Annotated in this window: 24 protein-coding genes; 16 read left to right on the forward strand and 8 right to left on the reverse strand. The window is 48.9% G+C overall.

What is annotated here, in order from left to right:
• Nucleotides 1-149 precede the first annotated feature (149 nt).
• The 10 genes from dksA to AC5YBZ_RS14775 all read left to right on the forward strand — a co-directional run bounded on the left by dksA (nucleotide 150) and on the right by AC5YBZ_RS14775 (nucleotide 11,913).
• On the forward strand, nucleotides 150-593 hold the full coding sequence (gene dksA, locus AC5YBZ_RS14730; RefSeq protein ID WP_110455887.1) for an RNA polymerase-binding protein DksA: 444 nt from the start codon (nucleotides 150-152) through the stop codon (nucleotides 591-593).
• 78 nt (nucleotides 594-671) lie between these two features.
• Nucleotides 672-1,559, forward strand: coding sequence for a tRNA glutamyl-Q(34) synthetase GluQRS (gene gluQRS, locus AC5YBZ_RS14735; RefSeq protein WP_494543732.1), 888 nt, complete (start codon nucleotides 672-674; stop codon nucleotides 1,557-1,559).
• Between the two features lie 111 nt (nucleotides 1,560-1,670).
• A complete protein-coding gene (gene pcnB / locus AC5YBZ_RS14740) occupies nucleotides 1,671-3,074 on the forward strand; it encodes a polynucleotide adenylyltransferase PcnB (protein WP_475514883.1) in 1,404 nt (467 codons plus the stop codon).
• Nucleotides 3,074-3,562: a 2-amino-4-hydroxy-6-hydroxymethyldihydropteridine diphosphokinase gene (gene folK, locus AC5YBZ_RS14745; protein WP_475514884.1), complete on the forward strand. Its 489-nt coding sequence runs from the start codon at nucleotides 3,074-3,076 to the stop codon at nucleotides 3,560-3,562. The genes pcnB and folK overlap by 1 nt, the downstream gene beginning before the upstream one ends.
• A gap of 79 nt (nucleotides 3,563-3,641) precedes the next feature.
• Nucleotides 3,642-4,436: a 3-methyl-2-oxobutanoate hydroxymethyltransferase gene (panB, locus tag AC5YBZ_RS14750; RefSeq protein ID WP_494543120.1), complete on the forward strand. Its 795-nt coding sequence runs from the start codon at nucleotides 3,642-3,644 to the stop codon at nucleotides 4,434-4,436.
• A gap of 31 nt (nucleotides 4,437-4,467) precedes the next feature.
• Complete coding sequence (gene panC, locus AC5YBZ_RS14755) at nucleotides 4,468-5,316, forward strand: pantoate--beta-alanine ligase (RefSeq protein WP_494520883.1); 849 nt, start codon at nucleotides 4,468-4,470, stop codon at nucleotides 5,314-5,316.
• A gap of 801 nt (nucleotides 5,317-6,117) precedes the next feature.
• Nucleotides 6,118-7,761, forward strand: a complete 1,644-nt coding sequence (locus AC5YBZ_RS14760; protein ID WP_475514887.1) for an L-lactate permease — start codon at nucleotides 6,118-6,120, stop codon at nucleotides 7,759-7,761.
• A gap of 69 nt (nucleotides 7,762-7,830) precedes the next feature.
• Nucleotides 7,831-10,635, forward strand: a complete 2,805-nt coding sequence (locus tag AC5YBZ_RS14765; RefSeq protein WP_494520882.1) for an FAD-binding and (Fe-S)-binding domain-containing protein — start codon at nucleotides 7,831-7,833, stop codon at nucleotides 10,633-10,635.
• A 322-nt stretch (nucleotides 10,636-10,957) separates the two neighbouring features.
• The gene (locus AC5YBZ_RS14770) at nucleotides 10,958-11,503 is read left to right on the forward strand and encodes a DUF4124 domain-containing protein (RefSeq protein ID WP_494520881.1); all 546 of its coding nucleotides are present in this window, start codon (nucleotides 10,958-10,960) and stop codon (nucleotides 11,501-11,503) included.
• Nucleotides 11,504-11,586: 83 nt separating this feature from the next.
• Complete coding sequence (locus AC5YBZ_RS14775; protein WP_494520880.1) at nucleotides 11,587-11,913, forward strand: DUF4144 family protein; 327 nt, start codon at nucleotides 11,587-11,589, stop codon at nucleotides 11,911-11,913.
• A gap of 38 nt (nucleotides 11,914-11,951) precedes the next feature.
• On the opposite strand, the gene AC5YBZ_RS14780 is transcribed toward AC5YBZ_RS14775, so the two are convergent.
• The 6 genes from AC5YBZ_RS14780 to AC5YBZ_RS14805 all read right to left on the reverse strand — a co-directional run bounded on the left by AC5YBZ_RS14780 (nucleotide 11,952) and on the right by AC5YBZ_RS14805 (nucleotide 17,890).
• Nucleotides 11,952-12,722 carry an ABC transporter permease gene (locus tag AC5YBZ_RS14780; protein ID WP_475517048.1) on the reverse strand — a complete coding sequence of 257 codons (771 nt, stop codon included), beginning with the start codon at nucleotides 12,720-12,722 and terminating at the stop codon, nucleotides 11,952-11,954.
• Nucleotides 12,723-12,736: 14 nt separating this feature from the next.
• Nucleotides 12,737-13,675: an ABC transporter ATP-binding protein gene (locus AC5YBZ_RS14785; protein WP_475514891.1), complete on the reverse strand. Its 939-nt coding sequence runs from the start codon at nucleotides 13,673-13,675 to the stop codon at nucleotides 12,737-12,739.
• 84 nt (nucleotides 13,676-13,759) lie between these two features.
• Nucleotides 13,760-14,290: a hypoxanthine phosphoribosyltransferase gene (gene hpt, locus AC5YBZ_RS14790; RefSeq protein WP_475514892.1), complete on the reverse strand. Its 531-nt coding sequence runs from the start codon at nucleotides 14,288-14,290 to the stop codon at nucleotides 13,760-13,762.
• Nucleotides 14,291-14,308: 18 nt separating this feature from the next.
• Nucleotides 14,309-14,968 (reverse strand): flavin prenyltransferase UbiX, encoded by a 660-nt coding sequence (locus AC5YBZ_RS14795; protein ID WP_475514893.1) that lies wholly within the window; start codon nucleotides 14,966-14,968, stop codon nucleotides 14,309-14,311.
• Between the two features lie 85 nt (nucleotides 14,969-15,053).
• A complete protein-coding gene (mpl, locus tag AC5YBZ_RS14800) occupies nucleotides 15,054-16,424 on the reverse strand; it encodes a UDP-N-acetylmuramate:L-alanyl-gamma-D-glutamyl-meso-diaminopimelate ligase (RefSeq protein ID WP_494543121.1) in 1,371 nt (456 codons plus the stop codon).
• Between the two features lie 488 nt (nucleotides 16,425-16,912).
• Nucleotides 16,913-17,890 carry a LysR family transcriptional regulator gene (locus tag AC5YBZ_RS14805; RefSeq protein WP_494520878.1) on the reverse strand — a complete coding sequence of 326 codons (978 nt, stop codon included), beginning with the start codon at nucleotides 17,888-17,890 and terminating at the stop codon, nucleotides 16,913-16,915.
• A gap of 382 nt (nucleotides 17,891-18,272) precedes the next feature.
• Between AC5YBZ_RS14805 and AC5YBZ_RS14810 the strand changes: the two genes are divergently transcribed.
• The 6 genes from AC5YBZ_RS14810 to AC5YBZ_RS14835 all read left to right on the forward strand — a co-directional run bounded on the left by AC5YBZ_RS14810 (nucleotide 18,273) and on the right by AC5YBZ_RS14835 (nucleotide 23,460).
• Nucleotides 18,273-18,782 carry a DUF2726 domain-containing protein gene (locus AC5YBZ_RS14810; RefSeq protein ID WP_494520877.1) on the forward strand — a complete coding sequence of 170 codons (510 nt, stop codon included), beginning with the start codon at nucleotides 18,273-18,275 and terminating at the stop codon, nucleotides 18,780-18,782.
• A gap of 108 nt (nucleotides 18,783-18,890) precedes the next feature.
• Nucleotides 18,891-19,379: a cytochrome c3 family protein gene (locus AC5YBZ_RS14815; protein ID WP_494520876.1), complete on the forward strand. Its 489-nt coding sequence runs from the start codon at nucleotides 18,891-18,893 to the stop codon at nucleotides 19,377-19,379.
• Between the two features lie 10 nt (nucleotides 19,380-19,389).
• Entirely contained in the window at nucleotides 19,390-20,079 is a 690-nt protein-coding gene (locus AC5YBZ_RS14820) for a 4Fe-4S dicluster domain-containing protein (protein ID WP_494520875.1), read from the forward strand.
• Nucleotides 20,076-21,017, forward strand: a complete 942-nt coding sequence (gene nrfD, locus AC5YBZ_RS14825) for a cytochrome c nitrite reductase subunit NrfD (RefSeq protein ID WP_494543122.1) — start codon at nucleotides 20,076-20,078, stop codon at nucleotides 21,015-21,017. The genes AC5YBZ_RS14820 and nrfD overlap by 4 nt, the downstream gene beginning before the upstream one ends.
• Nucleotides 21,018-21,173: 156 nt before the next feature.
• Nucleotides 21,174-22,190 carry a murein transglycosylase domain-containing protein gene (locus AC5YBZ_RS14830; protein ID WP_494523943.1) on the forward strand — a complete coding sequence of 339 codons (1,017 nt, stop codon included), beginning with the start codon at nucleotides 21,174-21,176 and terminating at the stop codon, nucleotides 22,188-22,190.
• Nucleotides 22,191-22,377: 187 nt separating this feature from the next.
• Nucleotides 22,378-23,460: a LysR substrate-binding domain-containing protein gene (locus AC5YBZ_RS14835; protein ID WP_494543123.1), complete on the forward strand. Its 1,083-nt coding sequence runs from the start codon at nucleotides 22,378-22,380 to the stop codon at nucleotides 23,458-23,460.
• 150 nt (nucleotides 23,461-23,610) lie between these two features.
• Here the strand turns inward: AC5YBZ_RS14835 and AC5YBZ_RS14840 are convergent, their stop codons facing one another.
• Together AC5YBZ_RS14840 and AC5YBZ_RS14845 are read right to left on the reverse strand one after the other, a co-directional pair.
• Nucleotides 23,611-24,336 carry an amino acid ABC transporter ATP-binding protein gene (locus AC5YBZ_RS14840; protein ID WP_494520871.1) on the reverse strand — a complete coding sequence of 242 codons (726 nt, stop codon included), beginning with the start codon at nucleotides 24,334-24,336 and terminating at the stop codon, nucleotides 23,611-23,613.
• Nucleotides 24,329-25,009 carry an amino acid ABC transporter permease gene (locus tag AC5YBZ_RS14845; protein ID WP_494520870.1) on the reverse strand — a complete coding sequence of 227 codons (681 nt, stop codon included), beginning with the start codon at nucleotides 25,007-25,009 and terminating at the stop codon, nucleotides 24,329-24,331. Before AC5YBZ_RS14845 ends, AC5YBZ_RS14840 begins: the two co-directional genes overlap by 8 nt.
• Nucleotides 25,010-25,012: the final 3 nt, after the last annotated feature.

Consider the following 25,012-nt stretch of genomic DNA (forward strand, 5'->3'; position numbering starts at 1 on the left):
AGTTGAATAAAAAGCAAATAGAGGACATAGTCGAAAAATATCGAACTTTACGGCACAAAAAATTTGCGTGGCAAATAGGTTTCTGATATAGATATCGGCCTTTAAATGACAGCCGCCCTACAACGCAAATGATTAACAGGAGATGCGTTATGCCTGAAGGCACTAAAAAACTTGGCGTACTCGCTATCGCAGGAGTCGATCCTTACCAGGAGAAACCCGGTGAGGAGTACATGAATGACGCTCAACTGAATCACTTCAAAAAAATTCTCGATGCGTGGCGTGGCCAACTTCGTGAAGAAGTGGATCGCACCCTGACTCATATGCAAGACGAAGCCGCGAACTTCCCAGATCCTGTCGATCGTGCAGCTCAGGAAGAAGAGTTCAGCTTAGAGCTTCGTGCACGTGATAGAGAGCGCAAGCTGATTAAGAAGATTGAAAAGACGTTACAAAAAATCGAAGAAGATGATTTCGGTTTCTGTGACTCTTGCGGTATCGAAATTGGTATCCGCCGACTCGAAGCGCGTCCAACAGCCGATCAGTGCATCGACTGTAAGACGCTCGCCGAGATCAAAGAAAAGCAGATGGCAGGTTAATCTGACTTAAGATGAGCGGGGATTATCCCCGCTTTTTTGTCTCTTTCTTAAGTTAAATTGACTCAGTGCAAAGGCTGCATAGTGCATCTTAACACCTACATAGGTCGATTCGCCCCCTCCCCCTCTGGTCCACTTCATTTTGGCTCGCTGATTGCCGCACTTGGCAGTTATTTGCGCGCTCGTACTCAGCAGGGTCAATGGTTGGTGCGCATTGAAGATATCGATCCCCCACGAGAAGTGCCCGGCGCGAGCCAACAGATCTTACATACCCTTGAAGCTTACGGCTTACACTGGGATGGCAGCGTGCTGTATCAAAGTTCACGACTGGACGCCTACGAGGCGCAGTTACAGCAACTGTTGAGCCACAAAAAAGCCTATTACTGTCAATGTACTCGCAAGCAAATTCAAGCCATGGGTGCAGCCTATGATGGCCGCTGCGCGCGGCGCACACCGCGTCATGACCAAGGCGCTATCCGCATTTGTAATACTCACCCCGTGACGCAGTTTTATGATCAGTTACTTGGCGATATCCATGTCGACGCTGACTTTGCTGGCGAAGACTTTATTATTAAACGCCGCGATGGCCTGATGGCCTATCAGTTAGCCGTAGTGATGGACGATGCCTTACAAGGCATTACCGAGGTGGTTCGCGGCAGCGATCTATTAACCTCTAGTGCGCGCCAAAGTACCCTGTACAGCTTATTAGATCACCCCACACCCGACTGGCTGCATCTGCCACTGGCCTGCGCCGAACCGGGGCGAAAACTGTCAAAGCAAAATCATGCCCCCGCCATCGACACCCGCGCGCCTCAGGCCAGTATCAATGCGGCGCTGGTGTTTTTAGGCCAAGCGCAATGTGAAGTGGACGATGTGGATAAGATGCTCGCCCAAGCGGTGAGCCAATTCGATATGACACGGATCCCCAAACAAACTGAGATTTTACTGCCGGGCGCTCAAGGTGGGTAAACCTGACGCGCGACATCACACCGGCAATACGCCGCAAACGCCGCGGGTATACTCTTTAAGCCATAATTAAGTTATGATAGCGGCCTTATTTTAACCCTGATATCCAGATGCATGTTGAGGTGTCCTATTTTTCGCCGTATTAGTCAATTCTGTAAACAGCTTTTTGACGACAATCAAAACACCACAGAAACCACACAAGCGGGACTAAGCTTGGAGATCGTTGCGAGAAAGCACCACGCTATTTCACGCAAGCAGATTAGCGAAAACGCTATAAAGGTACTCTACCGATTGCACAAGGCAGGCTTTAAGGCCTACTTGGTGGGCGGCGGCGTGCGCGACATTTTATTAGGCTTAGAGCCGAAAGACTTTGATGTCGTCACCAATGCCACCCCTGAAGAGATTAAAAAGCTGTTTCGTAACTGCCGCTTAGTCGGCCGCAGATTCCGTCTAGCCCATATCGTGTTTGGCCGCGATGTCATTGAAGTCGCCACCTTACGTGGCCACCATGTCGACAGTACCGAACAGATCTCCAAAACCAATGCTGAAGGTCGTCTGCTGCGTGATAACGTCTATGGCAGCATAGATGAAGATGCCGAGCGCCGTGATTTTACCGTCAACGCCCTCTATTACGATATCAGTGACTTCTCTATTCACAGTTATGGCGGCGGCTTGCAAGACTTGCAATCGCGCACCCTACGCCTGATTGGCGACCCGCAAAAGCGCTACCGTGAAGATCCGGTGCGCATGCTGCGCGCAGTGCGTTTTGCCACCAAGCTGGGCATGACGATCGACAGCGCCGCAGCCGACCCTATCTATGAATTGGCCCCGCTACTGAAAGATATTCCCGCGGCGCGCATGTATGAAGAAGTACTGAAACTCTTCTTCCACGGTCACGCCCAAGATAACTATCACATGATGCGCGAATTTGGTTTATTTAAGCCGTTATTCCCCTTAGTTGAACAGATTCTGGTGGAAGATCCACAAGGGCCTGCCACTAAGATGATAGAAGCCATCATGCGAAACACAGATGATAGGGTCAACGCCGACAAGTCGGTGACCCCAGCCTTCTTCTACGCGGCCATGCTCTGGTATCCGCTGAGTCAGCGCGCCGATGATATCGCTTTAGAAAGCGGTCTCACCACCTATGATGCCTTTTATGCCGCCATGGGCGATGTGATGGAGCAGCAATGCCGCACCATTAGTATTCCGCGCCGCTTTAGCACCCCAGCGAAAGACATTTGGCAGCTGCAACTGCGTTTCGATCGTAATCAAGGCACTCGTGCCTTTAAGTTTATCGAACATCCTAAGTTCCGCGCCGCTTATGACTTACTGCTGCTGCGTGCTGAAGCCGAAGGTGGCAGCATCGCTAAATCGGCAGCCTGGTGGAAAAGCTTTGTTGAAGGCAGCGAAGAACAACGTAGTGTGATTGCGCGCAGCACCCATAAAGGTGGCAAGCATCGCAACACTAATCGTCGTCGCCGTAGCCCAAAGAAACCGGTTAAACCAGCAGAATAATGACTCGCGTCTATATCGCCTTGGGGGCCAACTTAGCGTCCCCTAAAGCTCAACTTGACCAAGCTTGCATCGCCCTTAAAGCCCTAGCAAGTGACGGTCAAGTGGCGGTTTCGCCCTATTACGCTAGCGCCGCCATGGGGGATATCCCCCAGCCCGATTACCTTAACGCCGTAGCGTGCTTCAACACCGCTTTGAGCCCTATCGCGCTTCTTGATGCCTTACAGGCTATCGAACAACAGCAGGGGCGAGTCCGTCATATCCGCTGGGGCGCACGCACCTTAGACTTAGATCTGCTGCTCTATGGCGAGCAACAGATTGACCTACCACGACTGACGGTACCCCACTACGGCATGAAACAACGCAGCTTTGTGTTAGTCCCGTTACACGATCTTGCGCCTGAGTTGGTGCTGCCTTGTGGTACCGCCGTGGCCAGCTTAATTGATGACACCCTCTTAGCTGAAGTGCAACAACTCGGCCCAGATCATTGAACTTAAGCCACAGTTAGCATATAAAGCACACTACTGTGGATATTGAATCCTTTTATTCATTAGATTTAAGACCATCATTATGTCCAAAATAACGAGCGCTACCTTGCTGAAATTTAAGCAAGAAGGAAAAAAATTCACCGCATTAACCGCCTACGATGCCAGCTTTGCGGCGGCTTTCGACAGTGAAGGGATCGATGTATTACTGGTCGGCGACTCCATGGGAATGGTGTTGCAAGGTCATGATGATACCCTGCCCGTGAGTGTTGAAGATATTGCCTACCACACACGCTGTGTGCGCCGCGGTATTAAGCGCGCGTTATTGATCGCCGACATGCCTTTTATGAGCTATGCCACTCCAGAACAAGCCATGACTAACGCCACGACGCTGATGCAGGCAGGTGCCAACATGGTCAAGGTTGAGGGTGGCCATTGGCTGCTAGAAACCGTGACTAAGCTGACCGAGCGCGGTATTCCTGTTTGTGCTCACTTAGGCCTTACACCACAGTCGGTGCACGTCTTTGGCGGCTTTAAGGTACAAGGACGCGATGCCAGTAACGCCCAGCGCATCTTAGATGAAGCCAAAGCACTACAAGCTGCTGGTGCCCAGCTACTGGTATTAGAATGCATTCCTGTTGCATTGGCGAAAACGATTACCGAAGCACTGACCATTCCCGTTATTGGTATTGGCGCAGGTGCTGACACCGATGGACAAATATTGGTGATGCACGATGTACTGGGGATCTCCAGCGGCTATATTCCACGCTTTTCGAAGAACTATTTGGCACAAACGGGCGAAATTCGTAGCGCTATTCGCACCTATATCGACGAAGTGGCTAACGGCACTTTCCCTAGCAGCGAACATACCTTTAGCTAACTCTAAAGGCATTAATACAGGTAGTCGTTAGATGTTTACCACCCAAGATATCGCTCAAGTCAGAGAGCAAATTCGTCTTTGGAAACGCCAAGGCGAAACCGTGGCCTTTGTGCCTACCATGGGCAATTTGCACTTAGGTCATATGACCTTAGTAAAGGAAGCGGCTCAGCGCGCCGACCATGTTGTGGTCTCTATCTTTGTTAACCCGCTGCAATTTGGCCAAAACGAAGATCTCGATGCCTATCCTCGCACCTTAGCCGCCGATCAGGCTGCCTTAGTAGAGGCTGGCGCCGAACTGTTGTTTACCCCCACACCTGCCATCATCTATCCCAAGGGAATGGAGTTGCAGACCTTTGTCGAAGTCCCCAAGATCTCTGATGAACTGTGTGGTGCCAGTCGTCCCGGCCATTTTCGCGGCGTCGCCACCATAGTGTGCAAGCTGTTTAATATCGTTCAGCCCGATATCGCCGTCTTTGGCAATAAAGACTTTCAACAGTTGATGGTGATAAAAACCATGGTTGAAGATCTGTCACTGCCCATTGAGATCGTCGGTATCGACACCATACGCGAGCCATCGGGATTGGCCATGAGCTCACGCAATGGCTATTTAAGCGCTGAACAAAAACAGCAAGCCGCTGCATTAAAACGGACAATGGACGCCATGGCTGAGGCCATATCCCAAGGACAAGCTGTGGAACAGGCAGCGAATGAGGCGACTCTGCAACTGACTCAAGCTGGCTTTAAGATCGATTACTTAAGCGTACGTAATGCAACCAATCTACATCCCATTGGCGCTGATGATAAGCAGTTGGTGATCTTAGCCGCGGCGTATATGGGCAGCACTCGCCTTATCGACAACCTCTGTTTCACGCGCAATTAATTCACAGCCTCCTGCGCCGGTAACAAAAGCTTAGGGTGCGGCGATAACGCCTCACCCTAACGTCACCCTGACGTCCAACCGTCTAATAAACCATCAAAACAGAGCGATAGAACATCGCTTTATTACCGATTGATATGATAAAAAATACCATCTCATCATAAATAACCGGATGACACTTGCAGGCTAAGCTGAGAAATTAAATCACCTGATTGCTCACTTTTCATCGCTAACGCCAGTCTTCAGTAGAGCCTGCTTTGATAATGTCATCATCACTAGTTACAGATGATTTATAGGCTAATGTGTTGAATTAAAATAAAATTAAATACAACAATCTAAAAACAATTGACAACAAAAAAACCACAGTGTGACCCAGATCACCACACGCCGATATTGCTTTATTCCTCGAATCATCCAAAAATGAAATTATTGGATCAGATATTTGCATTTATACGACACATTTCGCTTAAAAAACCAGCTCAAACACTATTTACCGCTAATAAAATGCCATTAACCGCTAATTTGTTATAAACAAGCCCCTACTAAATGTGATATTAATCACAGCCTAATTTAGGCGCGTCGGATGTATCTCACAGCCATCTAACCTAGACTAAAGTAATCGACACAATATGATCTAGATCATATTGGCTTTTATTGAATTAGCGTTTAGTACGCACCTAAGATTAATCGAGTGAGCTAAAATCACTGATGATCCACAAGGCAGCGCTGCACCTTTAGAAGTCAGCTCTAATATATCTAATATAAAAGTTAGCAATAACACAGTTACGACAGTAAGAGGCAATCATGACCCTACTTCAGCTACTCGCCAGTTTAACGCCTGTGATCAGCGTTATGCTATTTTTGGTACTTCTACGGATGCCAGCTTCACGCGCCATGCCCATCTCCATGGTCATGACAGGTTTAGCCGCCGTCTTTATTTGGCAAATGGATACCACCATTCTTGGTGCATCAGTCGTCGAAGGCTTGTTATCGGCGCTGACCCCACTGAGTATTATTTTCGGTGCGGTGTTCCTGCTTAACACCTTAAAATATTCCGGCGCGATGGATACCATTCGTGCCGGTTTTACTAATATCAGCGGCGATGCGCGAGTACAGGTGATCATCATCTGCTGGCTATTTGGCTCGTTTATTGAAGGTTCAGCGGGTTTCGGTACACCTGCGGCTATCGGTGCTCCCTTGCTAGTATTACTGGGCGTGCCACCGATTGCTTCGGCGGTAGTTGCGCTAATTGCCGACTCCACCAGTGTGTCGTTTGGTGCTATCGGCTTACCTGTACTGTTTGGTATGGAACAAGGCTTAATGTCAGGCGGGGTCAGTATGGCAGCTGAACAGATTGCCGAACATGGCGGTCACTTCGCAGACTATGCCCAGTTCATCGCCATGCACATGATCACTATCGATTTGATCACTGGTACCCTCATCCCATTAGTGTTGGTTTCGGTACTCACTGGCTTCTTTGGTCGTAACAAGTCATTTAAAGAAGGGCTGCAGATTTGGAAGTTTGCCCTATTTGCTGGCTTCGCGTTTACCATTCCAGCTTGGTTAATTAACTTCTTCGCTGGTCCTGAGTTCCCATCGGTTATCGGTGCGCTTGTGGGTATGGCACTGGTTATTCCGGTGGCGCGTAAAGGCTACTTACTGCCAAAAACGCCATGGAACGACTTTGCTGAAAATGACAGTCAAGACACCAACAAAGTTGAAACTAAGGTGCAGTTCTCACAAGTTGCAGCTTGGACGCCGTACATCATTATGGCGGCTCTGCTGGTTGTATCGCGTACTGTCGCACCAGTTAAAGCTTGGCTGGTCAGCTATAACATCAGCTGGACGGGTCTCATGGGCACCGAGCTTAAAGCTGGCTTCGCCACTTTATACGCCCCTGGCGCGTTTTTTATCTTGGTGTGCCTATTAGGCTTCGTGCTGTTTAAGATGAAGTCCTCTGCCATTAAGCAATCGATCACTGTGTCGTGCAGCTCTATGTTACCGACGATCATTTCACTCGGCGCCTCTGTGCCTATGGTGAAAATCTTCCTTAACTCTGGCGCCAACGACTCAGGTCTAGAATCTATGCCAGTAGCACTGGCCGATATGCTAGCAGGCTCAATGGGTGCGGTATGGGCTTGGATGTCACCTATCGTGGGTATTTTTGGTGCCTTCCTGTCTGGTTCTGCCACCTTCTCTAACATGATGTTCTCTGGCTTGCAGTACAGCGTCGCCGATAACATTGGCATGAACCATGCGATGGTACTGGCCCTACAAGGCATAGGGGCTAACGCAGGCAACATGATGTGTGTGATGAACGTGGTCGCGGCAGCAACCGTTGTTGGTATGGCTGGTAGAGAGTCGGAAATCATTCGTAAAACCATGCCTATCGCACTGGGTTATGCCTTAGTCGCTGGTACGATTGCGACCCTTTGGGGTGGTTTCTAAACATCAATTATCAGGTGGGCGAGCAAGTGATTGCTCGCCTTTTACCCGTTATAAATAAAGAGTAATGTTATGTCGATTAACTATTCAGCTGTTGTCGCAGACTTAAGAGCCAAGCTTGGCCAAGATGCCGTTACCGACGATGCTGTGCGTCGTTTTGCTTGGTCAACAGACGCGAGTTACTTCCGTATTGTGCCTGAAGTGGTTGTTCATGCCGAAACATTAGCAGATGCCAAACTCACTTTAGAAGTTGCTCGCCAGCATCAAGCCCCAGTCACCTTTCGCGCCGCGGGCACCAGCCTATCGGGCCAAGCTATCGGCGAAGGTATTTTATTGATCTTGGGCCACGATGGTTTTCGCAAAATTGAAGTCAGTGCCGACAGTAAACAGGTTTCACTTGGGGTGGCCGTTGTCGGCGCCGATGCCAACTTGGCGCTCAAGCCATTTAGCAAGAAGATTGGCCCAGATCCTGCGACACTGACCTCATGTAAAATTGGCGGTATCGTGGCAAATAATGCCTCTGGTATGTGTTGCGGCACTGCGCAGAACAGTTACCAAACGATTGCATCGGCCAAGCTGCTGTTTGCCGACGGCTCAGAGCTCGATACCGGTTGTGAAAAGTCCAAGGCCGCCTTTAGTGAAAACAATAAAGCGCTGCTTGATGCGCTCGTTGAGCTGGGCACCATGACCCGCAGCAACGAAGTGCTCGCTAATCGTATTCGTAAAAAATTCTCAATTAAAAACACTACCGGTTACAGCATCAATGCCTTAGTCGACTTTAGCGATCCATTCGATCTGATCAATCACTTGATTGTTGGTTCTGAAGGTACACTCGCGTTCGTTGAAGAGGTCACCTATAACACGGTTGATGAAGCGAAGTTTAAAGCCTCAGCCATGGCGGTCTTCTTCAATATGGAAGATGCAGCCAGTGCGATCCCACCGATCAATGGCGAAAGCGTTGCCGCGGCTGAACTGTTAGACTGGGCATCGATTAAAGCGGTCACCGGAAAAACCGGTATGCCCGAATGGCTCAGCGATCTGCCAGAAAATGCGGCGATTTTGCTTATCGAGTGTCGCTCGAATGATAAACAGACCCTTGAGCACTATACCAAAGATGTGATCGGCAAACTGGCGCACATTGAAACTGAACGCCCAATCACCTTCACCGACGATCCTGCCGTGTTTGGTCAATACTGGGCGATGCGTTCAGGACTGTTCCCCATTATTGGCGGTGAACGTCCTAAAGGCACGTCGGTTATCATCGAAGATATCGCTGTTGAGGTAGAGCACCTCGCGAATGTTGCTAAAGATCTGACCGAGCTGTTTCACAAGCATAATTACCCTGAAGGGGTGATCTATGGTCACGCGCTAGCGGGTAACTTCCACTTCATCATTACGCCTACCTTTGCTTCACAAGAGGATATCAATCGCTTCCACGCCTTTATGCAAGATGTGGCCGAGATGGTTATCGACAAATACGACGGTTCGATGAAAGCCGAGCACGGTACAGGTCGTGCGGTCGCCCCCTTTGTTGAGATGGAATGGGGCGCCGACGCTTACACCTTGATGAAGCGCATCAAGCACATTTTCGATCCACAAGGGCTACTTAACCCAGGTGTGATCCTCAATGATGATGCCAATGTGCACGTTAAAAACATCAAGCCTTGCCCTGTGGTCGATGATTTTGTCGATAAGTGTATCGAGTGTGGTTTCTGTGAAAAAACCTGCCCCACCTCGGCACTTAACTTTACGCCGCGTCAGCGTATCGCCACCTTGCGTGAAATTGCTCGCCTTGAACAATCTGGCGATAAACAAGCGGCCGAGGAGATGCGTGCTGCGGCCAAGTATGACGTAGTTGATACCTGCGCCGCTTGTCAGCTGTGTACCATTGCCTGCCCCGTTGATAACAGTATGGGCAACCTAGTGCGTAAGCTGCGTACGCCTTATATCACCACTACCGAGCAGAAGGTACTGGACTTCCAAGCCAAACATTTTGGCGTGGTTAACCAAGCGATCAGCACCGGCTTCAATGTACTCAACATCATCCACAAAGTGGCGGGTGACAACGTGACCAACGGCCTGATGAAGATGGGTCGTATGGTGTCTAAAGAGGTACCTTACTGGAACCCAGACTTTGCTAAGGGCGCCAATCTGCCTACGCCATCGCCTGCATCGCCAGATAAAGAAACTATTGTCTACTTCCCCGCTTGTGGCGGTCGCACCTTTGGCCCAACGCCGCTCGATCCTGACAATCGCACCCTACCGGATGTCGTCGTCACTCTGCTTGAGCGCGCCGGCTATAACGTGGTCACTCCAGACAATACCCGTCACCTGTGCTGCGGCCAGATGTGGGAGTCAAAAGGTGACTTTAAAAATGCCGATGCCAAACGCGATGAGCTGATCGATGCCCTGAGCGCATTGAGTGATAACGGTAAAGTGCCCGTGGTGGTTGATGCACTCTCTTGTACTTACCGCACCTTAACGGGTAACCCAAAAGTGGAGATCACCGATCTCGTCGAATTTATGCACGACAAGATCTTGCCTAAGCTCACCTTCACCAAGAAGGTTAACATCGCCCTGCACTTTGGCTGTAGCGCACGTAAGATGAAGCTTGAGCCTAAGATGCAAGCCTTGGCCGACGCCTGTAGCATGGGAGTTAAGTTGCCCGAAGGTATCGAGTGTTGTGGTTATGCCGGTGAGAAAGGCTTATACAAGCCAGAGATGAACGCCAGTGCGCTGCGCAACATCAAAAAGCTGATCCCTGTCGATATTAAAGAGGGCTACTACGCCAACCGTATGTGTGAAGTGGGTCTGTCACATCACAGCGGGATCTCTTATCGTCACTTGGCCTATCTGCTAGAAGAGTGTAGCCGTTAATCATAACGACTCAAGACGGTTTAGGTTTTAGATAACCACACCCAAGCAAACTCCGCGATGTAAGTCTTTACATCGCGGTTTTTTATGTCTGCCAAACAAGGGGCACATTGCCCTATCACCATCATTCATAATAAGTCGCGCGAACATCGCCACAATATCAACTTCATAACTTATTAACAGATGAAACACTGGTTTTCGACGCTAACTTACGCCATAGTGTGAGGGTTAAATGCTTGAATTGAGATGTGGCAGCGCTTAGATCATGCATGAGAGGCATGGCAAGCTACATTTGATCGGTGGCAGATAGAGGATATATCGCCAAATGGGAAAATTGTTATTTGTGGCAGCATTACTGGTTCTTGCCCAGCCTGCACACGCCACCAGTATTTATAAATGTATAAAAGACGATAAGATCGTCTTTAGTCAAATCTCCTGCCCAAAAGACTTTAATCAACATAAGCTGACCTATCAGCTAGGTGTCATTACAGAAACCAGCTCAGACACCAGGCATAAAACCCTCGATCCGCTACAGGCGTTACTCAAACAAAACACCATTTCTAAAGATAAGCTATTACAACTTATCGATAGCGAACTCTATCGCCTTAAACAGGAAAACAGCTACTACGATATCTTGCGCGCCAGTGAACGACAAAAAATCGATCGTAAACGCTACTGGCAAAAACAGGCCAAAGACGACCCTGAATTTTTAGCCCAGCTACAAGAGATGAACGCCCATTTTGATGGGTTGATCGACATGAATTTAGCCTCAATCAAGTTACTGACCCAGCACCAAACCAAAATCGAAGCCCAATCGACAGAGAATAAGGCGACGCAAACGGTCACTCATCCCCTGAACGCCAACCCTTAAGTGACAACATTATGCATCGGCTCACAGCAAGTGACGCCATTGAGAGCGCCCTCTCCACTCACCTCAGCCCAAAAAGGTAAACCATGCTCCATTGGCCCATATTGGTTAAACACCCAGACGATAATCAAATTCAACTAATTGAAGATATAGAGCAATGGCACGATGAGCTGCCCTTGCTCGATGCGACGTCGGTGGTGATTATCGACAGCCAAGGCCAGAGTTATCGCTGGCAAGCCCAGCCCTTAACGGCTGCGGGGGAATTTCATTTGAGTACGCCCCACAGCTTAGCGAGCATTGTCGACTGGGTGCGCTTGCATGCCAGCCAAAATGGTCACTGCTGCACCGCCAAGCTGGGGGCAAATAATATTAGCCGTGTGTTTGAGATACTGAAGTATTTAGAAGAGCGCTAGTGCCTCGGCAACTCACCAAGGCACTGCTATTTGATGCATTAGCTTCTTAAGCCAATACCACGGCTGATCAGGTAGTAAGCAACGGCCCATAGGGCACTACAGAACCCCACCATAATCGCAATCGACAGGGGAATGCTGATATCGGCATAACCCAAGAAACCATAGCGGAAGACGTTGATCATATAGACTACAGGGTTGAGCTGCGACACCCCCTGCCAAAAGTCAGGAAGCAAGGTCAAAGAGTAGAACACGCCGCCCAGATAGGTCAGCGGAGTCAGCACAAACGTGGGCACTATGCTAATGTCGTCGTAGGTCTTAGCAAAGACCGCGTTTATCAGCCCACCTAGCGCGAACAAGATGGCCGTTAGCAACACTGTCACCGCCACTAGCCCAGCATGGTGCAGGCTAATGTCGACAAAGAACATCGCCACTAAGGTGACAATCGTGCCCACACATAAACCGCGTGCCACGCCACCGCCCACGTAACCGGCAATCATCACATAATGGGGTACGGGCGCCACTATCAACTCTTCGAGGTTACGCTGAAATTTAGCGCTAAAAAACGATGAGGCCACATTAGAATAAGATGCGGTAATGACCGACATCATGATCAACCCTGGCGCGATAAACTCCATATAAGAGACACCGCCCATCTCACCGATGCGCTTACCGACTAAGTTACCAAAAATAAGGAAGTACAGAGTCATAGAGATCGCCGGCGGCACTAAGGTTTGTACCCAGATGCGAGTAAAACGGGTGATCTCTTTAATCAAGATACTCTTAAAGGCGGTAAAGTAGACCTGTTTCATGCTTAATCCTGCACTCATTTTGCCGCTCCTTTACCTTGTTCAACCAACTCCACAAATAACTCCTCTAAGCGATTGGCCTTATTACGCATCGACAACACTTGGATTTGCTGCGCGCTTAATTGCGCAAACACACTATTGATACTGTGCGCCTTCTCCACGTCCACCTCTAGGGTATGCGGGTCGACTAAGCGACAATTGATGCCGTCAAGCTGCGGCAAGGTGTCGAGGTTGTCGCGCAGATCAAACACAAAGGTTTCCATGTTTAAGCGGCTCAGCAAGGACTTCATGCTGGTGCACTCCACCAACACCCCTTTGTCGATAATGCCGATATTGCGGCACAGCATTTCCGCCTCTTCAAGGTAATGCGTGGTTAAAATAATGGTCACGCCTTGCTGATTAAGCTCAGTCAAAAAAGTCCACATCGAGCGACGTAGCTCAATATCAACCCCAGCGGTCGGCTCATCGAGGATCAACAATTTAGGCTCATGCATTAGGGCGCGCGCAATCATCAAGCGGCGCTTCATGCCACCCGACAAGGCGCGGGCTGGGCTGTTGCGCTTTTCCCACAGATCCAACTGACTAAGGTACTTCTTGGCACGCTCAAGCGCCACTTCACGTGACACGCCAAAATAACCGGCCTGATTGATCACAATCTGCTGCACGGTTTCAAACTGGTTAAAGTTAAACTCCTGAGGCACTAAGCCTATCGACATCTTGGCTAATTCAAGCTGAGTATCGATATCATGCTCAAACACCTTTACCTTACCCGAGCTTTTTTGCACTAAAGAACAGATAATGCCGATGGTGGTCGACTTACCCGCCCCGTTGGGGCCCAGTAGCGCAAAAAAGTCCCCCGCCTTTACCTTAAGGCTTATCCCTTTTACTGCTTCGACGCCGCCCTTGTAGGTTTTTCTCAGCGAGTCGATAACTAACGCATATGGCTCATTGCTCATGAGTAACTTCCGTAATGTTGCATTAAACACCAAACAAAAACTCCCGCACAGGGCAGGAGTTTGCAATCGTATCCGTTCGTGCGATTAATCGAGCGGCACCACTTTAGCAATATAAGGCAGATTACGATATTGCTCAGCGTAATCGATACCATAACCGACAATAAACTCATCAGGAATGGTAAAGCCGATAAAGTCGACCGGCACTTCCACTTCGCGGCGCTCTGGCTTATCCAGTAGGGTACAAAGTGCTAGGCTCTTAGGTGCGCGCAGCAGTAACAATTCGCGGACCTTATTTAAGGTATTACCAGAGTCGATAAGATCTTCGACGATCAATACATCGCGACCTTCGATATCCGACTGCACATCTTTAAGGATCTTCACATCCCGTGAACTGGTCATGGCATTGCCATAGCTAGATACCGACATAAAATCGATCTCCACATGACCCTTAATACGGCGACACAGATCCGCCATAAAGACCACAGACCCTTTTAGCAAACCCACCATTAATAGACGCTCACTGTCGGCGTAATGGGCATTAATTTGGTCTGCAAGGATATCCAGTTGTTGCTCAATCTCATCAGCCGAGATCATCACTTCGGTGGTGTGTTTCATACTACTCTCAAAATTGTCTTAATTGTCGCTATTGCTGGCACTGTGCTTATCATAGCCCCAACGCTTAGTTAACGCGTGGTCTACGCCCAGATGGTCTAAGATCCGGGCGACCATGAAGTCTACCAGATCTTGTACCGATTTGGGATCATGATAAAAGCCCGGCGCCGCAGGCATGATGGTCGCCCCCAGCTTAGACAGCGATAACATATGCTCTAAGTGTATGCTGCTAAAAGGAGTTTCCCTTGGCACTAAGAGCAACTGACCACGCTCTTTTATTACCACATCGGCAGCACGCTCGAGCAAACTGTTGCTCATCCCCGTTGCCACGGCCGCTAAAGTGCCCGTACTGCAAGGGCAGATCACCATCTGCTTAGGCGCAGCCGAGCCAGATGCCGGCGGCGAAAACCACTCCTCTTTGCCCAGCACATGCAGTTCACCATGAATATCAACGCCATTTTCCGCAAACAACGCCAGCAACTGCGCCTTGGCTTTATCGCCATTGGCACTGAGCTGCAAGCCATGTTCGGTCGCCAGCACCACCCGCGCCGCACTGGAGATCATCAAAAACACTTGGTAGTCGGCCACCAGCAAACATTCGAGTAACTTAAGCCCATAGGGCGCACCCGAGGCGCCCGTCCACGCTAAACTGATCGCCTTGGCCTTTCTTGGATAATTCATAACACTCTCTTTAACAGCGGTAACTCGAATAGTCGTCGGCGGTGATCGAACTCAGCACTCAAACGCCACTAGCGTTACGTATCGCTTAACTTAACTCTTCAAGTAACTTGCCATGCAGGCCGCCGAAGCCGCCGTTGCTCATCACTATAATGGTGTCACCGGATTTGGCTTCACTCGCCACCGCCTCGACCACATCCTCTATTTGATACAGTACCGCCACAGGCAATGTCGCCTTAGCCATCGCCGCCTCAACATCCCAATCGATATTATCGGCCTGATATAAAAACGCCGCATCGGCCAGCGCCATCGACGTCGCTAAGGTGTCTTTATGTACGCCACGTTTCATGGTGTTCGAACGTGGCTCTAACACCACTAGGATACGTCCCTCGCCCACTTTCGCCCGGCAACCTTGCAAGGTGGTGGCGATCGCCGTGGGATGATGGGCAAAATCATCAAAGATGTCTATGTCATTCACCCTGCCAATCAGCTCCATACGGCGCTTAGGCGGAGCGAACTTTTCAAGCGCCTCGATAGCCGCTTGCGGTTTTACGCCCACATGGCGCGCCGCCGCAATCGCCATGGTGGCGTTTTCAACATTATGCTGCCCAATCAACTGCCAATCTAAGATGCCTTGGGATTCTCCCTCGAAAAACAGCTCGAATCGGTGACCATCATCGCGTTGCAGCTCGGTATGCCAACCGGTATCGACCGAATTAACACTGTAGGTTTCCTGCTCACTCCAGCAGCCCATATCGATCACCTCACGCACCGCGGCGCTGTCGCTTGGCCAGATGATTTTGCCTTGGCCCGGCACGGTACGTATTACGTGATTAAACTGACGCTGGATCGCTTTTAAGTCATCAAAAATATCGGCGTGATCAAATTCAAGATTATTGATCACTAAGGTGCGCGGTTGGTAGTGGACAAACTTAGAGCGCTTATCGAAAAAGGCGCTGTCATATTCATCGGCTTCGACCACAAAAAAAGGCGAGCCACCCAAACGCGCCGATACACCAAAGTTTTGCGGCACGCCGCCAATTAAGAAGCCCGGCTCGTAGCCACACTCTTGTAAGATCCACGCCAGCATACTAGCGGTCGAGGTTTTACCATGGGTGCCCGATACCGCCAATACCCAACGCCCCGGCAAAATATGTTCGGCTAAAAACTGCGGCCCCGAGGTGTATTTCAAACCGCGATTAAGCACCGCCTCCACACACGGATTGCCCCGGCTCATGGCATTGCCAATCACCACGATATCGGGTGCATCATCTTCACTGTGCCCAAGCTGACTAGGATCAAAACCTTGGATAAGTTCAATGCCCTGCTCTTCGAGCTGAGTGCTCATAGGCGGATAGACGTTGGCATCGCTGCCGGTAACCTTATGGCCATTGGCTCTGGCAAGGAGTGCGAGGCCACCCATAAAGGTGCCGCAAATGCCTAAGATGTGTACATGCATGGGGTTGGCTCTGATGAGGAATAATCAGCTGGTATTCTAACGATTTGGGATGCCATTGTCAGTTAACAATGGTTTAAATTTAGGGCGTGTGGTCTTGCGACCAAGAGAGTTGTTTCAAACTGCGTTTGAATGGCTAGCGCCGAGAGTGCGGCCTTACGGCCGCATAACCACATCAACAATAAATCCATATTAAATTTTGATATCACCAAACTCGGGTTGTGGCTACAAAATTCCCCATCGAAGTTGCCGAAAGGCGTTGGAATAAATGGCGTAAGTCTGGGCTTGGATACCCGGCTAGCTTTCGGCTTTCCCTTAAAAAGAATGGATGTACCATCGGAAGCGTCAGTTATTTTCAAATAGCCGCGTAGGAAGAACAACTTCGTCTGGGGCGGCATGGGGAGATGCAAGAGGGGGATTACAGTTGATCCCCCCTCTTGCCCGGGTGTGGGTAGGAAACCCACGACTTACCTCGGTCGTAAGACCGCAAATTAATGTACTTCCTGATTAATCAGGGCAACCACTGTCCGCTTAAGCCAATCCATATGGGTACTAGGGTGATGTTTGGCAGTGAGCAGGTATAATCTTGGCCGAGACTGAGCAACATACAGTTGCTCGGTGTCAACGGCCGACAAACAGCACACATGCAATCCCGGTAGTAGGTGGCTTTGCTCATACACCCTGTTGTAAGGCACTATGCTGAGGGTTTTGTTATCGGCTAAATAACGGTAGAGATCATGAAACCCTAGGCTGGTTTGCATATTGTCACGTGGTGCAAGATGACACGCGCGTTTATGCTGACGGCAATAGGCCTCAAAAGGATCAAGCTCAGCCTTATCTATCTGATTAAATGCGCTTAAATAAGGGTAACTTGCAATATTGGCCAGGCTGATCTCCTGCTGTAATATGGGGTGATCTAGGCCGCATAAAAGATACAGGTGGGATAATGGTTTCAGCGGCATAACACTAAGTCGTTGATCTTGTTGTAGCGCACTGGCATTAGACTCACTCACAATCGCCATATCGATAAGGCCGTTGGCGGTGTCATCTAATACCGATTCTGAGCCACTGCGCAGTTCAAAACTTATCGGCAGGTGCTCTTCATTAATGGCCGCGCTCAGCTGCTGGGGAAAATGGGCAATTAAGAGATCGCTAACATAGATCACCATGGCCACCTGTGATTCAGCCGCATTAATCTGATTCAATTGATAAAGATGCTCAGAGCATTGCACCAACTCTTTCACAATAGGATATAACTGGCGGGTAAATTCGTTGGGCTCGAGACCATGTTTTTTTCTAATAAAAAGCGGATCATTAAACATCATCCGTGCATGCTGCAAACAACGACTGACCTTAGGGGCAGGTATATTCATATCGATGGCTACTGACGAGGCAGAATGCTTTTCATACAAATTAACTAATATATTGGCGCTGAGCATATCTAAACTATCTAGAGTTATATTTTTCATTTTAAAAATACCTCTACCGATTTAAAATACACCAAATTAAAGTATAGTTAATAACCTACATTCGACAATAACATTATGGGTAATTCATACATTAATTAAATCAGACATAGATCATATTTTTATATTTCATGCATTTACAATGAAAACGTAAGGCGCTAATTTTAAAAGACTAAAAATCAACGCCACCGCTAAACAATAGATATGCACTAATTGAGATTGGCATATCCACCTCACGATAATCTATAAGTTGAAATAATAGAAATTAACTATCAGATCATGCGCTAACTTTTAATAATTTGATTTCAATAATTATTGTAAATATTGTTCATAGGGTAATAATTAAATGGAAAGTTAAAAAGCTAAGCACCCTTGGAGGTTTATCATGAACGCCACCGCTACCGTTATTTTAAGTTATGCATTTATGTACTTTGTTTTATTTATTATTGTGCCTCTCGTTATCGTGACCTTCGTAATGACGTGCATTAAATTCTTTAGATCAAGTGATGTACAGATGGTTGATGCGGCCGTTAGCATTAAACCTCATCTGCTTGACCAAGAGTCTATGCAGTTTCTCAAAAGCTTAAAATCGATCGCGAGCAATCGCTACGATGTGCTGTACGGGGCGTCTCTGGTTAACGTGGTTGATATTGATGATTCAGTCAGAAACCACGAAGAGGTGCAAGACTTTATGGAACATTGCCACCTAGATTATGTGGTCGTCGACAACGAGTCTTCGGCGGTTAAACTGGTGATGAGCGATCCTAATAGCAGCTCACCAGAACAGATTAAGTTTATCGAAAAATGTTTAGATTACATTGGTGTGCAATTTATCAAGTTAGATAAACATAAGCAGTGTGATGAAATACTGCTGCGCAATGCGCTTGCCGCCTAATGGTTAACGTTATCTTAGCTATTATTGCCCAACCGAGCGTCAACCCGATACTTTGGCGCTCTCTCCTCCGCCCGAGGTCATGCTCACCCTAAGGTGTAAGGATACGGTATGTGCCACATCAGCCGTTACATCTCGATACTGCTTACATTTAGCGCCGCCGCATTAATTTGCTGTGTCCTGCCCATTACCAGCGTTAGTGCCGATACCGCCCAGGCCAACACGACCACGACCAACAGCGATACCTGCCTCAAATGCCATAAACGTAATGGCCAAATGCTCGGCCTGCATGGCAATTCTGGCCTAGCCATCCAGTGCCAAGACTGCCACGGTGAAAAAGGCAGTCATCCTAAAAAAGGCTCTATCATCAACCAATTTGGCATCGACAGCCCACAATCAGCCCAGCAACAAGCGACGATGTGTCTTACCTGTCATGATAATGAAACCTTGGCGGCTGCCGACTGGACTCACAACGTCCATGCTGTGCGGGTCAGTTGCGCTCAATGCCACCAGCTTCACCCAGAATCAGATCCTATGTTGTCGTTAAACCGTCAGCAACATAGCCAGTTATGTGTCACCTGCCATAAGGTCAATCCATAGGAGGCATGTTATGCAACGTTCAAAACGCCAGTTTCTTAAAGGATGTGGGGCACTGCTGGCCGGCGCCTCTGTTTATGGCATCACTCAATCTCCGTTAGCCGAGCATAGCGGCGATTCCCCTGAGGCCGATATTAAATACGCCATGGTGCACGATGAAAATGCCTGTATCGGCTGCAACGCTTGCGTTGAAGCCTGCCGTGAGGTCAATCAGGTGCCGGAGGGGGTTACCCGAGTCAAAATTGAGCGCCGTGGTCCTTTTGGTGAATATCCCAACCAGAGTTACCGCTTTAGCCGAGTCTCTTGCCAGCACTGCGAAGCCGCGCCTTGCGTCAGAGTATGCCCCACAGGTGCAGCTTATATCGACCAGCACACCGGCATTGTGGCAGTACATGAAGAGCGCTGCGTCGGTTGCCAGTACTGCATTGCCGCTTGCCCTTATCAGGTACGCTTTATTAACCCTGAGACACGCACCGCCGATAAGTGTGATTTTTGCCAGCAAACCCAGTTAAAGCAAGGGTTGCAACCCGCTTGCGTAATGGCGTGTCCCACCAAGGCATTGACCTTTGGCAACCTTAAGGAAGCCGATTCGGCCTTAGTTCAGCTGCTTAAAAGTAAACCCACCTACCGCGCCAAAGTGGACTTGGGCACCCGGCCTAAGTTGTTCCATATTCAAACCATCGATGGGGAGATAATGCTATGAGTGCTTTTCATTTCGAAGGCCTAGTATGGCATTGGCCTATTGCCATCTATCTGTTTTTAGCTGGCTTATCTGCTGGCGCTGTGTTTTTTGCCATCATGCTCAAACATTTTAAGTTAGCGGGCGAAGCCTACCATTCACCCTTTGTGCAAGCAGCGGCGATCATCGCTCCCTTGGCCGTGTTTGGCGGCTTGGGGATCTTGGTTATCGATTTAACCAAGCCACTGGATTTTTGGAAGATTTTGGTGTTTTACAATATCACCTCTGTGATGTCGATGGGGGTGCTGGTACTCATGGCCTATCAGGTCGTGCTGTTTGCTTGGATAGGCTGCATCTTTAACAAAGCAATCTTGCAATTATTGGGGGCTAGGTTGATGTGGCTGCAGCGCGGACTTCGCTGGCTAGTAGACAAAGAGGCGGCCATTACAGGTATCTTAGTGATCTTGTCGATATCCTTGGGCGCCTATACCGGCTTCTTGTTGTCGGCGCTAATAGGGTTCCCGCTACTGAATAATCCGGTATTACCCTTACTGTTTTTAATCTCGGGACTCTCCTCGGGTGCAGCGGCCACCTTACTGGGCGGCGTATTGCTGCGCGGTAATCCCAATGGGGTTGAGGTGCGCTTTATTCATGGTATTGAGATCCCGATGATCTTGGTGGAAATTGGCCTACTATTCACCTTCTTTGTCGGGCTGATTTTGTCGGGCGGTCAAAGCCAAGTGGCGGCGCTGAACGCTATCGGTTATGGCTTCTGGGGTTGGGTATTTTGGGCCGGGGTTATCGGTATCGGTTTAACCTTGCCACTGGCCTTTAATTTGTGGATGAAGGTATCGGCCGACCGTAAATTTACTTATGTGGCAGTCACGGCCAGCTTTAGTTTAATAGGCGTATTTTTACTGCGTAACTTTATTCTCTATACCGGGCAGATGACCATCGCCTAGGTGATACCATCAGCACTTGGCATAATCCTTATCTCGCCAGTACGCACCATGAGCAGATGCGTACTGGCGCTCATCTTTACCAAACAAGCATTGAACCCCAGTGCGCCGAGCACGTATACTGCTAACGAATAACACCTATGCTTAATGCGTTGATAAATGAACAAATATCATACTATTGCTGGCTTTTTTTTGCTGTATTGCTGCAATGCATTGAGCCTAGATCTGAGCCAATATGAGACCGATGTTGCCGCGTTACTGCGCGAGTATCAACACAACACTCCCCACTTAGCGCCATCGGTATTGGTGCTTAATCAGGCCGAGCAAGAGCACACCTACGTCGACTTTGAACGTGGGCTGATTGTGGTAGAAAGCGTGAATAAGGCCTCACTTAAACAGGCGGTGATTCAGGTGCTGCTGACTCAGATCGATCCCGAGGTGATCGACGCCAAAACCGCAAACGATTTTGGCCTCATCAATAGTAAGCAGAAGCCCTTTTTCTGGGGGCAGGTCCACGATCACGACGGTCAACCCATCGCCTTTCATTGGCGTGCGGCGCGCTTTGCCGACTATCTTATAAACCAGAATCTTAATCAGCAAGGCACTCGCTTGCGGGTGACCATTCGCATGGTTAACAATCACACCCAAATTGCTGGCGGTAAGTATATTGAGTTTGTGCGTCAGTCGGCGCGCACCTACGGGGTTAAGCCCGATCTGATCATGGCGATCATGGAGACCGAAAGCGCCTTTAATCCATTAGCCAAATCACGCTCCAACGCACTGGGGTTAATGCAGATAAAGGCGGCTACCGCTGGGCGGGATTATTTCAACTTAATCAAAGGCTACGCCCATACGCCGTCCGCGGCCTATTTATACCAACCACAAAAAAATATTGAGGTGGCGACGGGCTATTTACACCTGCTCTCTAGCCGTTACCTTAAAGGCATTGACGATCCACAGAAGCGCGAATACGCGGTGATATCAAGCTATAACGGTGGCACAGGTAATTTATGGAAGAGCCTTAATCCTCGCGGCGATCGGCGCCAAGCCTTAGCCCGCATCAATAACATGACTCGCAGCGAGTTTTATTGGTTTTTAACCCAGCGCCATATTCGACAAGAAAGCCGTAACTACCTAAAAAAAGTCACCAGCAAACGCCATAAATATCGCTTATAAGTGCTTAGGTTCGAGCGGTTTGGTTTACTATAGTTGATGCAATTGTGACCACTGGCGCAGTTTTATTTGCTCGCCAGTGGTATAACCAGTGCATTATGGAGGGGTTTAAGCGCATCGATTAGCGAACCGTGAACCTTTCGGTGACCTAAAGCTATCCTCAGGCACCGACAACACAAGGAGCCAAGCTATGAACAAACGGATCAGCCGCTTAGATTATTTTACCTTACAGGTCTTTATCGGCTTGGTTGAGCTTAAGAATGGCATTGCGGTTGCCGAAAAACTGCTGACGACTCAATCTAAAGTCAGTCGTTCATTGATGTGCATGCGTGAGGTGTTAGAAAACGAGCTCTTTATCCGTCAGCAGTATGGCTTCGAGCCCAACCATATTGCGCTGCGCCTCTACCCTATGGTGCAGACGATTCTTGAGCAATACGACAAAATTATTGCGACCACCATAGGCAAAACCTTAGAGCCATTTCAGTTGACGATAGCCACCTATGAGCAGTGGTCATTAATGGTGATGAACAACCTAAAGCACACCTGTCACTGCATTGAAGGTGGGGTCAATATTAATGTAGTGCCTTGGTCCGAAAACATCAGCCAGCGCTTGTGTCAGGGTAAAATTGATTGCACCATCTCCACCGAACCTATCCACCATCCCATGGTGAATAATATAAAGCTTGGCGATATCGATCATTTCTTTATGGTGACCAGAAGCGACCACCCGATCTTGAGCTCGACGCAACCTCTGATCGATCTATTCGACTACAACATCACCCTAGTCAACGCCAACCTACATGAGCAACAGCTGCATGCGATAGAGCAATATGCTCAGGCGCACAATATCGATGTTAATATTGTGCTGCGAAGCCCAAGCTTACGTATGTTAGTCGACCATACCAGCAGAAGTGATGATATCTGCTTGCTGTCATCAGTGATGTCACTGCCCTACTTTGAGCATCGCAGCGACGTGGGATTTATCGATGTCTCCCAGCTGTGGATGTCCACCAGCGGCCTACCTTGCGACAGTTATTATCTCCATTGTCATCAGAGGATCATCGAGCCGTTAGCTAACTGTTTAAAGACTATGCTTATCAATAAACTACACGATATGCAGGCGCGCTACCATCACAGTCATTCACAGCTCAATTACACCAACTTGACACCAGTGTGCAGCGATGGCTGTGGTTGTAGTAGTGGCTCCAGTGATGCGACCGGCGTGCTACCTTCATTTAAAACAGCTGCATTTACACCCGATGAGTCTATGTGAGCAGGCGTAAAGCCCCGATGAGCCTAAGGCGGTGTCAGGTGCATAAAATGCAACCAACAAAAAGGCAAGCTAGAAAGCTTGCCTTTTTATTACACGTCCACTAAAAGCCGTATTATCAGCACTTACATCAAGATATTGATAATCCTCCCATTAGCGCAACACCTTGCTTAAAAAGGCCTGTGTACGCGCCTCTTTAGGGGCACTAAACAGCGCCTGCGGTGAACTGTCTTCCACCACATAGCCACCGTCCATAAAAATAACCCTGTCGGATACATCTCGTGCAAAACCCATCTCATGGGTAACAATCACCATGGTCATCCCCGCTAATGCCAAGGACTTCATCACATCGAGCACATCGCCGACCATTTCAGGGTCGAGCGCCGAGGTGGGCTCATCAAATAGCATTAATTCTGGCTTCATCGCCAAGGCGCGAGCAATGGCCACCCGTTGCTTTTGGCCACCCGATAAGCTCGCTGGATAGGCATTGGCCTTATCTTGCAAGCCCACTTGTGCCAGCAACTCAAGCGCCTGACGGTCGGCCTCGGCTTGTTTCATCAAGCCGAGTTTTACCGGGGCTAGGGTAATGTTTTGCATCACGGTTTTATGGGGAAACAGATTAAAATTTTGAAACACCATCCCCACTTTTTGACGTAGCTTATCGATGCAGGCGCCTTTAGCCGTGATCGACTGACCATCGATAGCGATATCACCTTCGGTCGGCTGCTCCAGCAAGTTGATACAGCGTAAAAAAGTACTCTTACCACTGCCGCTTGGGCCAATGACGCTCACCACTTCGCCACGAGCGACATGCTGATTAATCCCTTTAAGCACCTGATTATCACCGAAGCTTTTATGTAAATTGCTTATTTTAATCACTTTGCTTTAGCCTCTTTTCAAATTTCGACAGCATAAAGGTGAAGCTGTACGTCAGTAGCAGATAGATTAATGCACAGGTAAATAGCGGCACGCTGTCTTCAAAGGTACGGCTACGAATGATCTCTCCGGCGCGCATCAAATCAACCCCGCCAATAAACCCTATGACCGCCGTCTCCTTCAATAGCACGATAAACTCATTGCCAAGGGCGGGTAAAATCTTCTTCACCGCCTGCGGCATAATCACCTCTTTCATGGTCATCCCTTGAGATAAGCCTAAGGAGCGCGCCGCCTCAGTTTGGCCTTTATCCACCGCTTCGATACCGGCGCGGATAATCTCAGAAATATAGGCGCCACTGTTAAGGCCAAAGGCGATAATGGCGGCGGTGACCTTGTCGACATCTAAAGAGGACAATACGATGAAGTAAAGGATCACTAACTGCACAACTACCGGTGTACCTCGAATAACGCCCACATATAGATCGGCAGGCCAACGCAGGTACCACTTTGATGACATCTTCATCATGGTGGTGGTGATACCCAATATTGCCCCTAAGATCATGGCGAAAAAGGTGACAATGAGGGTAACTTTTAGACCATTTAAAATCAGCAAGATACCGATTAAACCATCGTCGCCAATGGGCGTAAACAATGAAGCGTTAATTGCATCAATCATAGG

It is taken from the genome of Shewanella sp. 553 (assembly GCF_059338375.1).

What these genes read in the sequence shown, in the direction of transcription:
- panC (WP_494520883.1), top strand. Translation starts at nt 4,468, where the DNA reads ATGTTTACCACCCAAGATATCGCTCAAGTCAGAGAGCAAATTCGTCTT.
- AC5YBZ_RS14760 (WP_475514887.1), top strand. Translation starts at nt 6,118, where the DNA reads ATGACCCTACTTCAGCTACTCGCCAGTTTAACGCCTGTGATCAGCGTT.
- pcnB (WP_475514883.1), top strand. Translation starts at nt 1,671, where the DNA reads ATGTTGAGGTGTCCTATTTTTCGCCGTATTAGTCAATTCTGTAAACAG.
- AC5YBZ_RS14810 (WP_494520877.1), top strand. Translation starts at nt 18,273, where the DNA reads ATGAACGCCACCGCTACCGTTATTTTAAGTTATGCATTTATGTACTTT.
- nrfD (WP_494543122.1), top strand. Translation starts at nt 20,076, where the DNA reads ATGAGTGCTTTTCATTTCGAAGGCCTAGTATGGCATTGGCCTATTGCC.
- dksA (WP_110455887.1), top strand. Translation starts at nt 150, where the DNA reads ATGCCTGAAGGCACTAAAAAACTTGGCGTACTCGCTATCGCAGGAGTC.
- AC5YBZ_RS14795 (WP_475514893.1), bottom strand. Translation starts at nt 14,968, where the DNA reads ATGAATTATCCAAGAAAGGCCAAGGCGATCAGTTTAGCGTGGACGGGC.
- AC5YBZ_RS14775 (WP_494520880.1), top strand. Translation starts at nt 11,587, where the DNA reads ATGCTCCATTGGCCCATATTGGTTAAACACCCAGACGATAATCAAATT.
- folK (WP_475514884.1), top strand. Translation starts at nt 3,074, where the DNA reads ATGACTCGCGTCTATATCGCCTTGGGGGCCAACTTAGCGTCCCCTAAA.
- mpl (WP_494543121.1), bottom strand. Translation starts at nt 16,424, where the DNA reads ATGCATGTACACATCTTAGGCATTTGCGGCACCTTTATGGGTGGCCTC.
- AC5YBZ_RS14770 (WP_494520881.1), top strand. Translation starts at nt 10,958, where the DNA reads ATGGGAAAATTGTTATTTGTGGCAGCATTACTGGTTCTTGCCCAGCCT.
- AC5YBZ_RS14835 (WP_494543123.1), top strand. Translation starts at nt 22,378, where the DNA reads ATGAACAAACGGATCAGCCGCTTAGATTATTTTACCTTACAGGTCTTT.
- AC5YBZ_RS14805 (WP_494520878.1), bottom strand. Translation starts at nt 17,890, where the DNA reads ATGAAAAATATAACTCTAGATAGTTTAGATATGCTCAGCGCCAATATA.
- AC5YBZ_RS14785 (WP_475514891.1), bottom strand. Translation starts at nt 13,675, where the DNA reads ATGAGCAATGAGCCATATGCGTTAGTTATCGACTCGCTGAGAAAAACC.
- AC5YBZ_RS14820 (WP_494520875.1), top strand. Translation starts at nt 19,390, where the DNA reads ATGCAACGTTCAAAACGCCAGTTTCTTAAAGGATGTGGGGCACTGCTG.
- panB (WP_494543120.1), top strand. Translation starts at nt 3,642, where the DNA reads ATGTCCAAAATAACGAGCGCTACCTTGCTGAAATTTAAGCAAGAAGGA.
- AC5YBZ_RS14815 (WP_494520876.1), top strand. Translation starts at nt 18,891, where the DNA reads ATGTGCCACATCAGCCGTTACATCTCGATACTGCTTACATTTAGCGCC.
- AC5YBZ_RS14765 (WP_494520882.1), top strand. Translation starts at nt 7,831, where the DNA reads ATGTCGATTAACTATTCAGCTGTTGTCGCAGACTTAAGAGCCAAGCTT.
- AC5YBZ_RS14780 (WP_475517048.1), bottom strand. Translation starts at nt 12,722, where the DNA reads ATGAAACAGGTCTACTTTACCGCCTTTAAGAGTATCTTGATTAAAGAG.
- AC5YBZ_RS14845 (WP_494520870.1), bottom strand. Translation starts at nt 25,009, where the DNA reads ATGATTGATGCAATTAACGCTTCATTGTTTACGCCCATTGGCGACGAT.
- hpt (WP_475514892.1), bottom strand. Translation starts at nt 14,290, where the DNA reads ATGAAACACACCACCGAAGTGATGATCTCGGCTGATGAGATTGAGCAA.
- AC5YBZ_RS14830 (WP_494523943.1), top strand. Translation starts at nt 21,174, where the DNA reads ATGAACAAATATCATACTATTGCTGGCTTTTTTTTGCTGTATTGCTGC.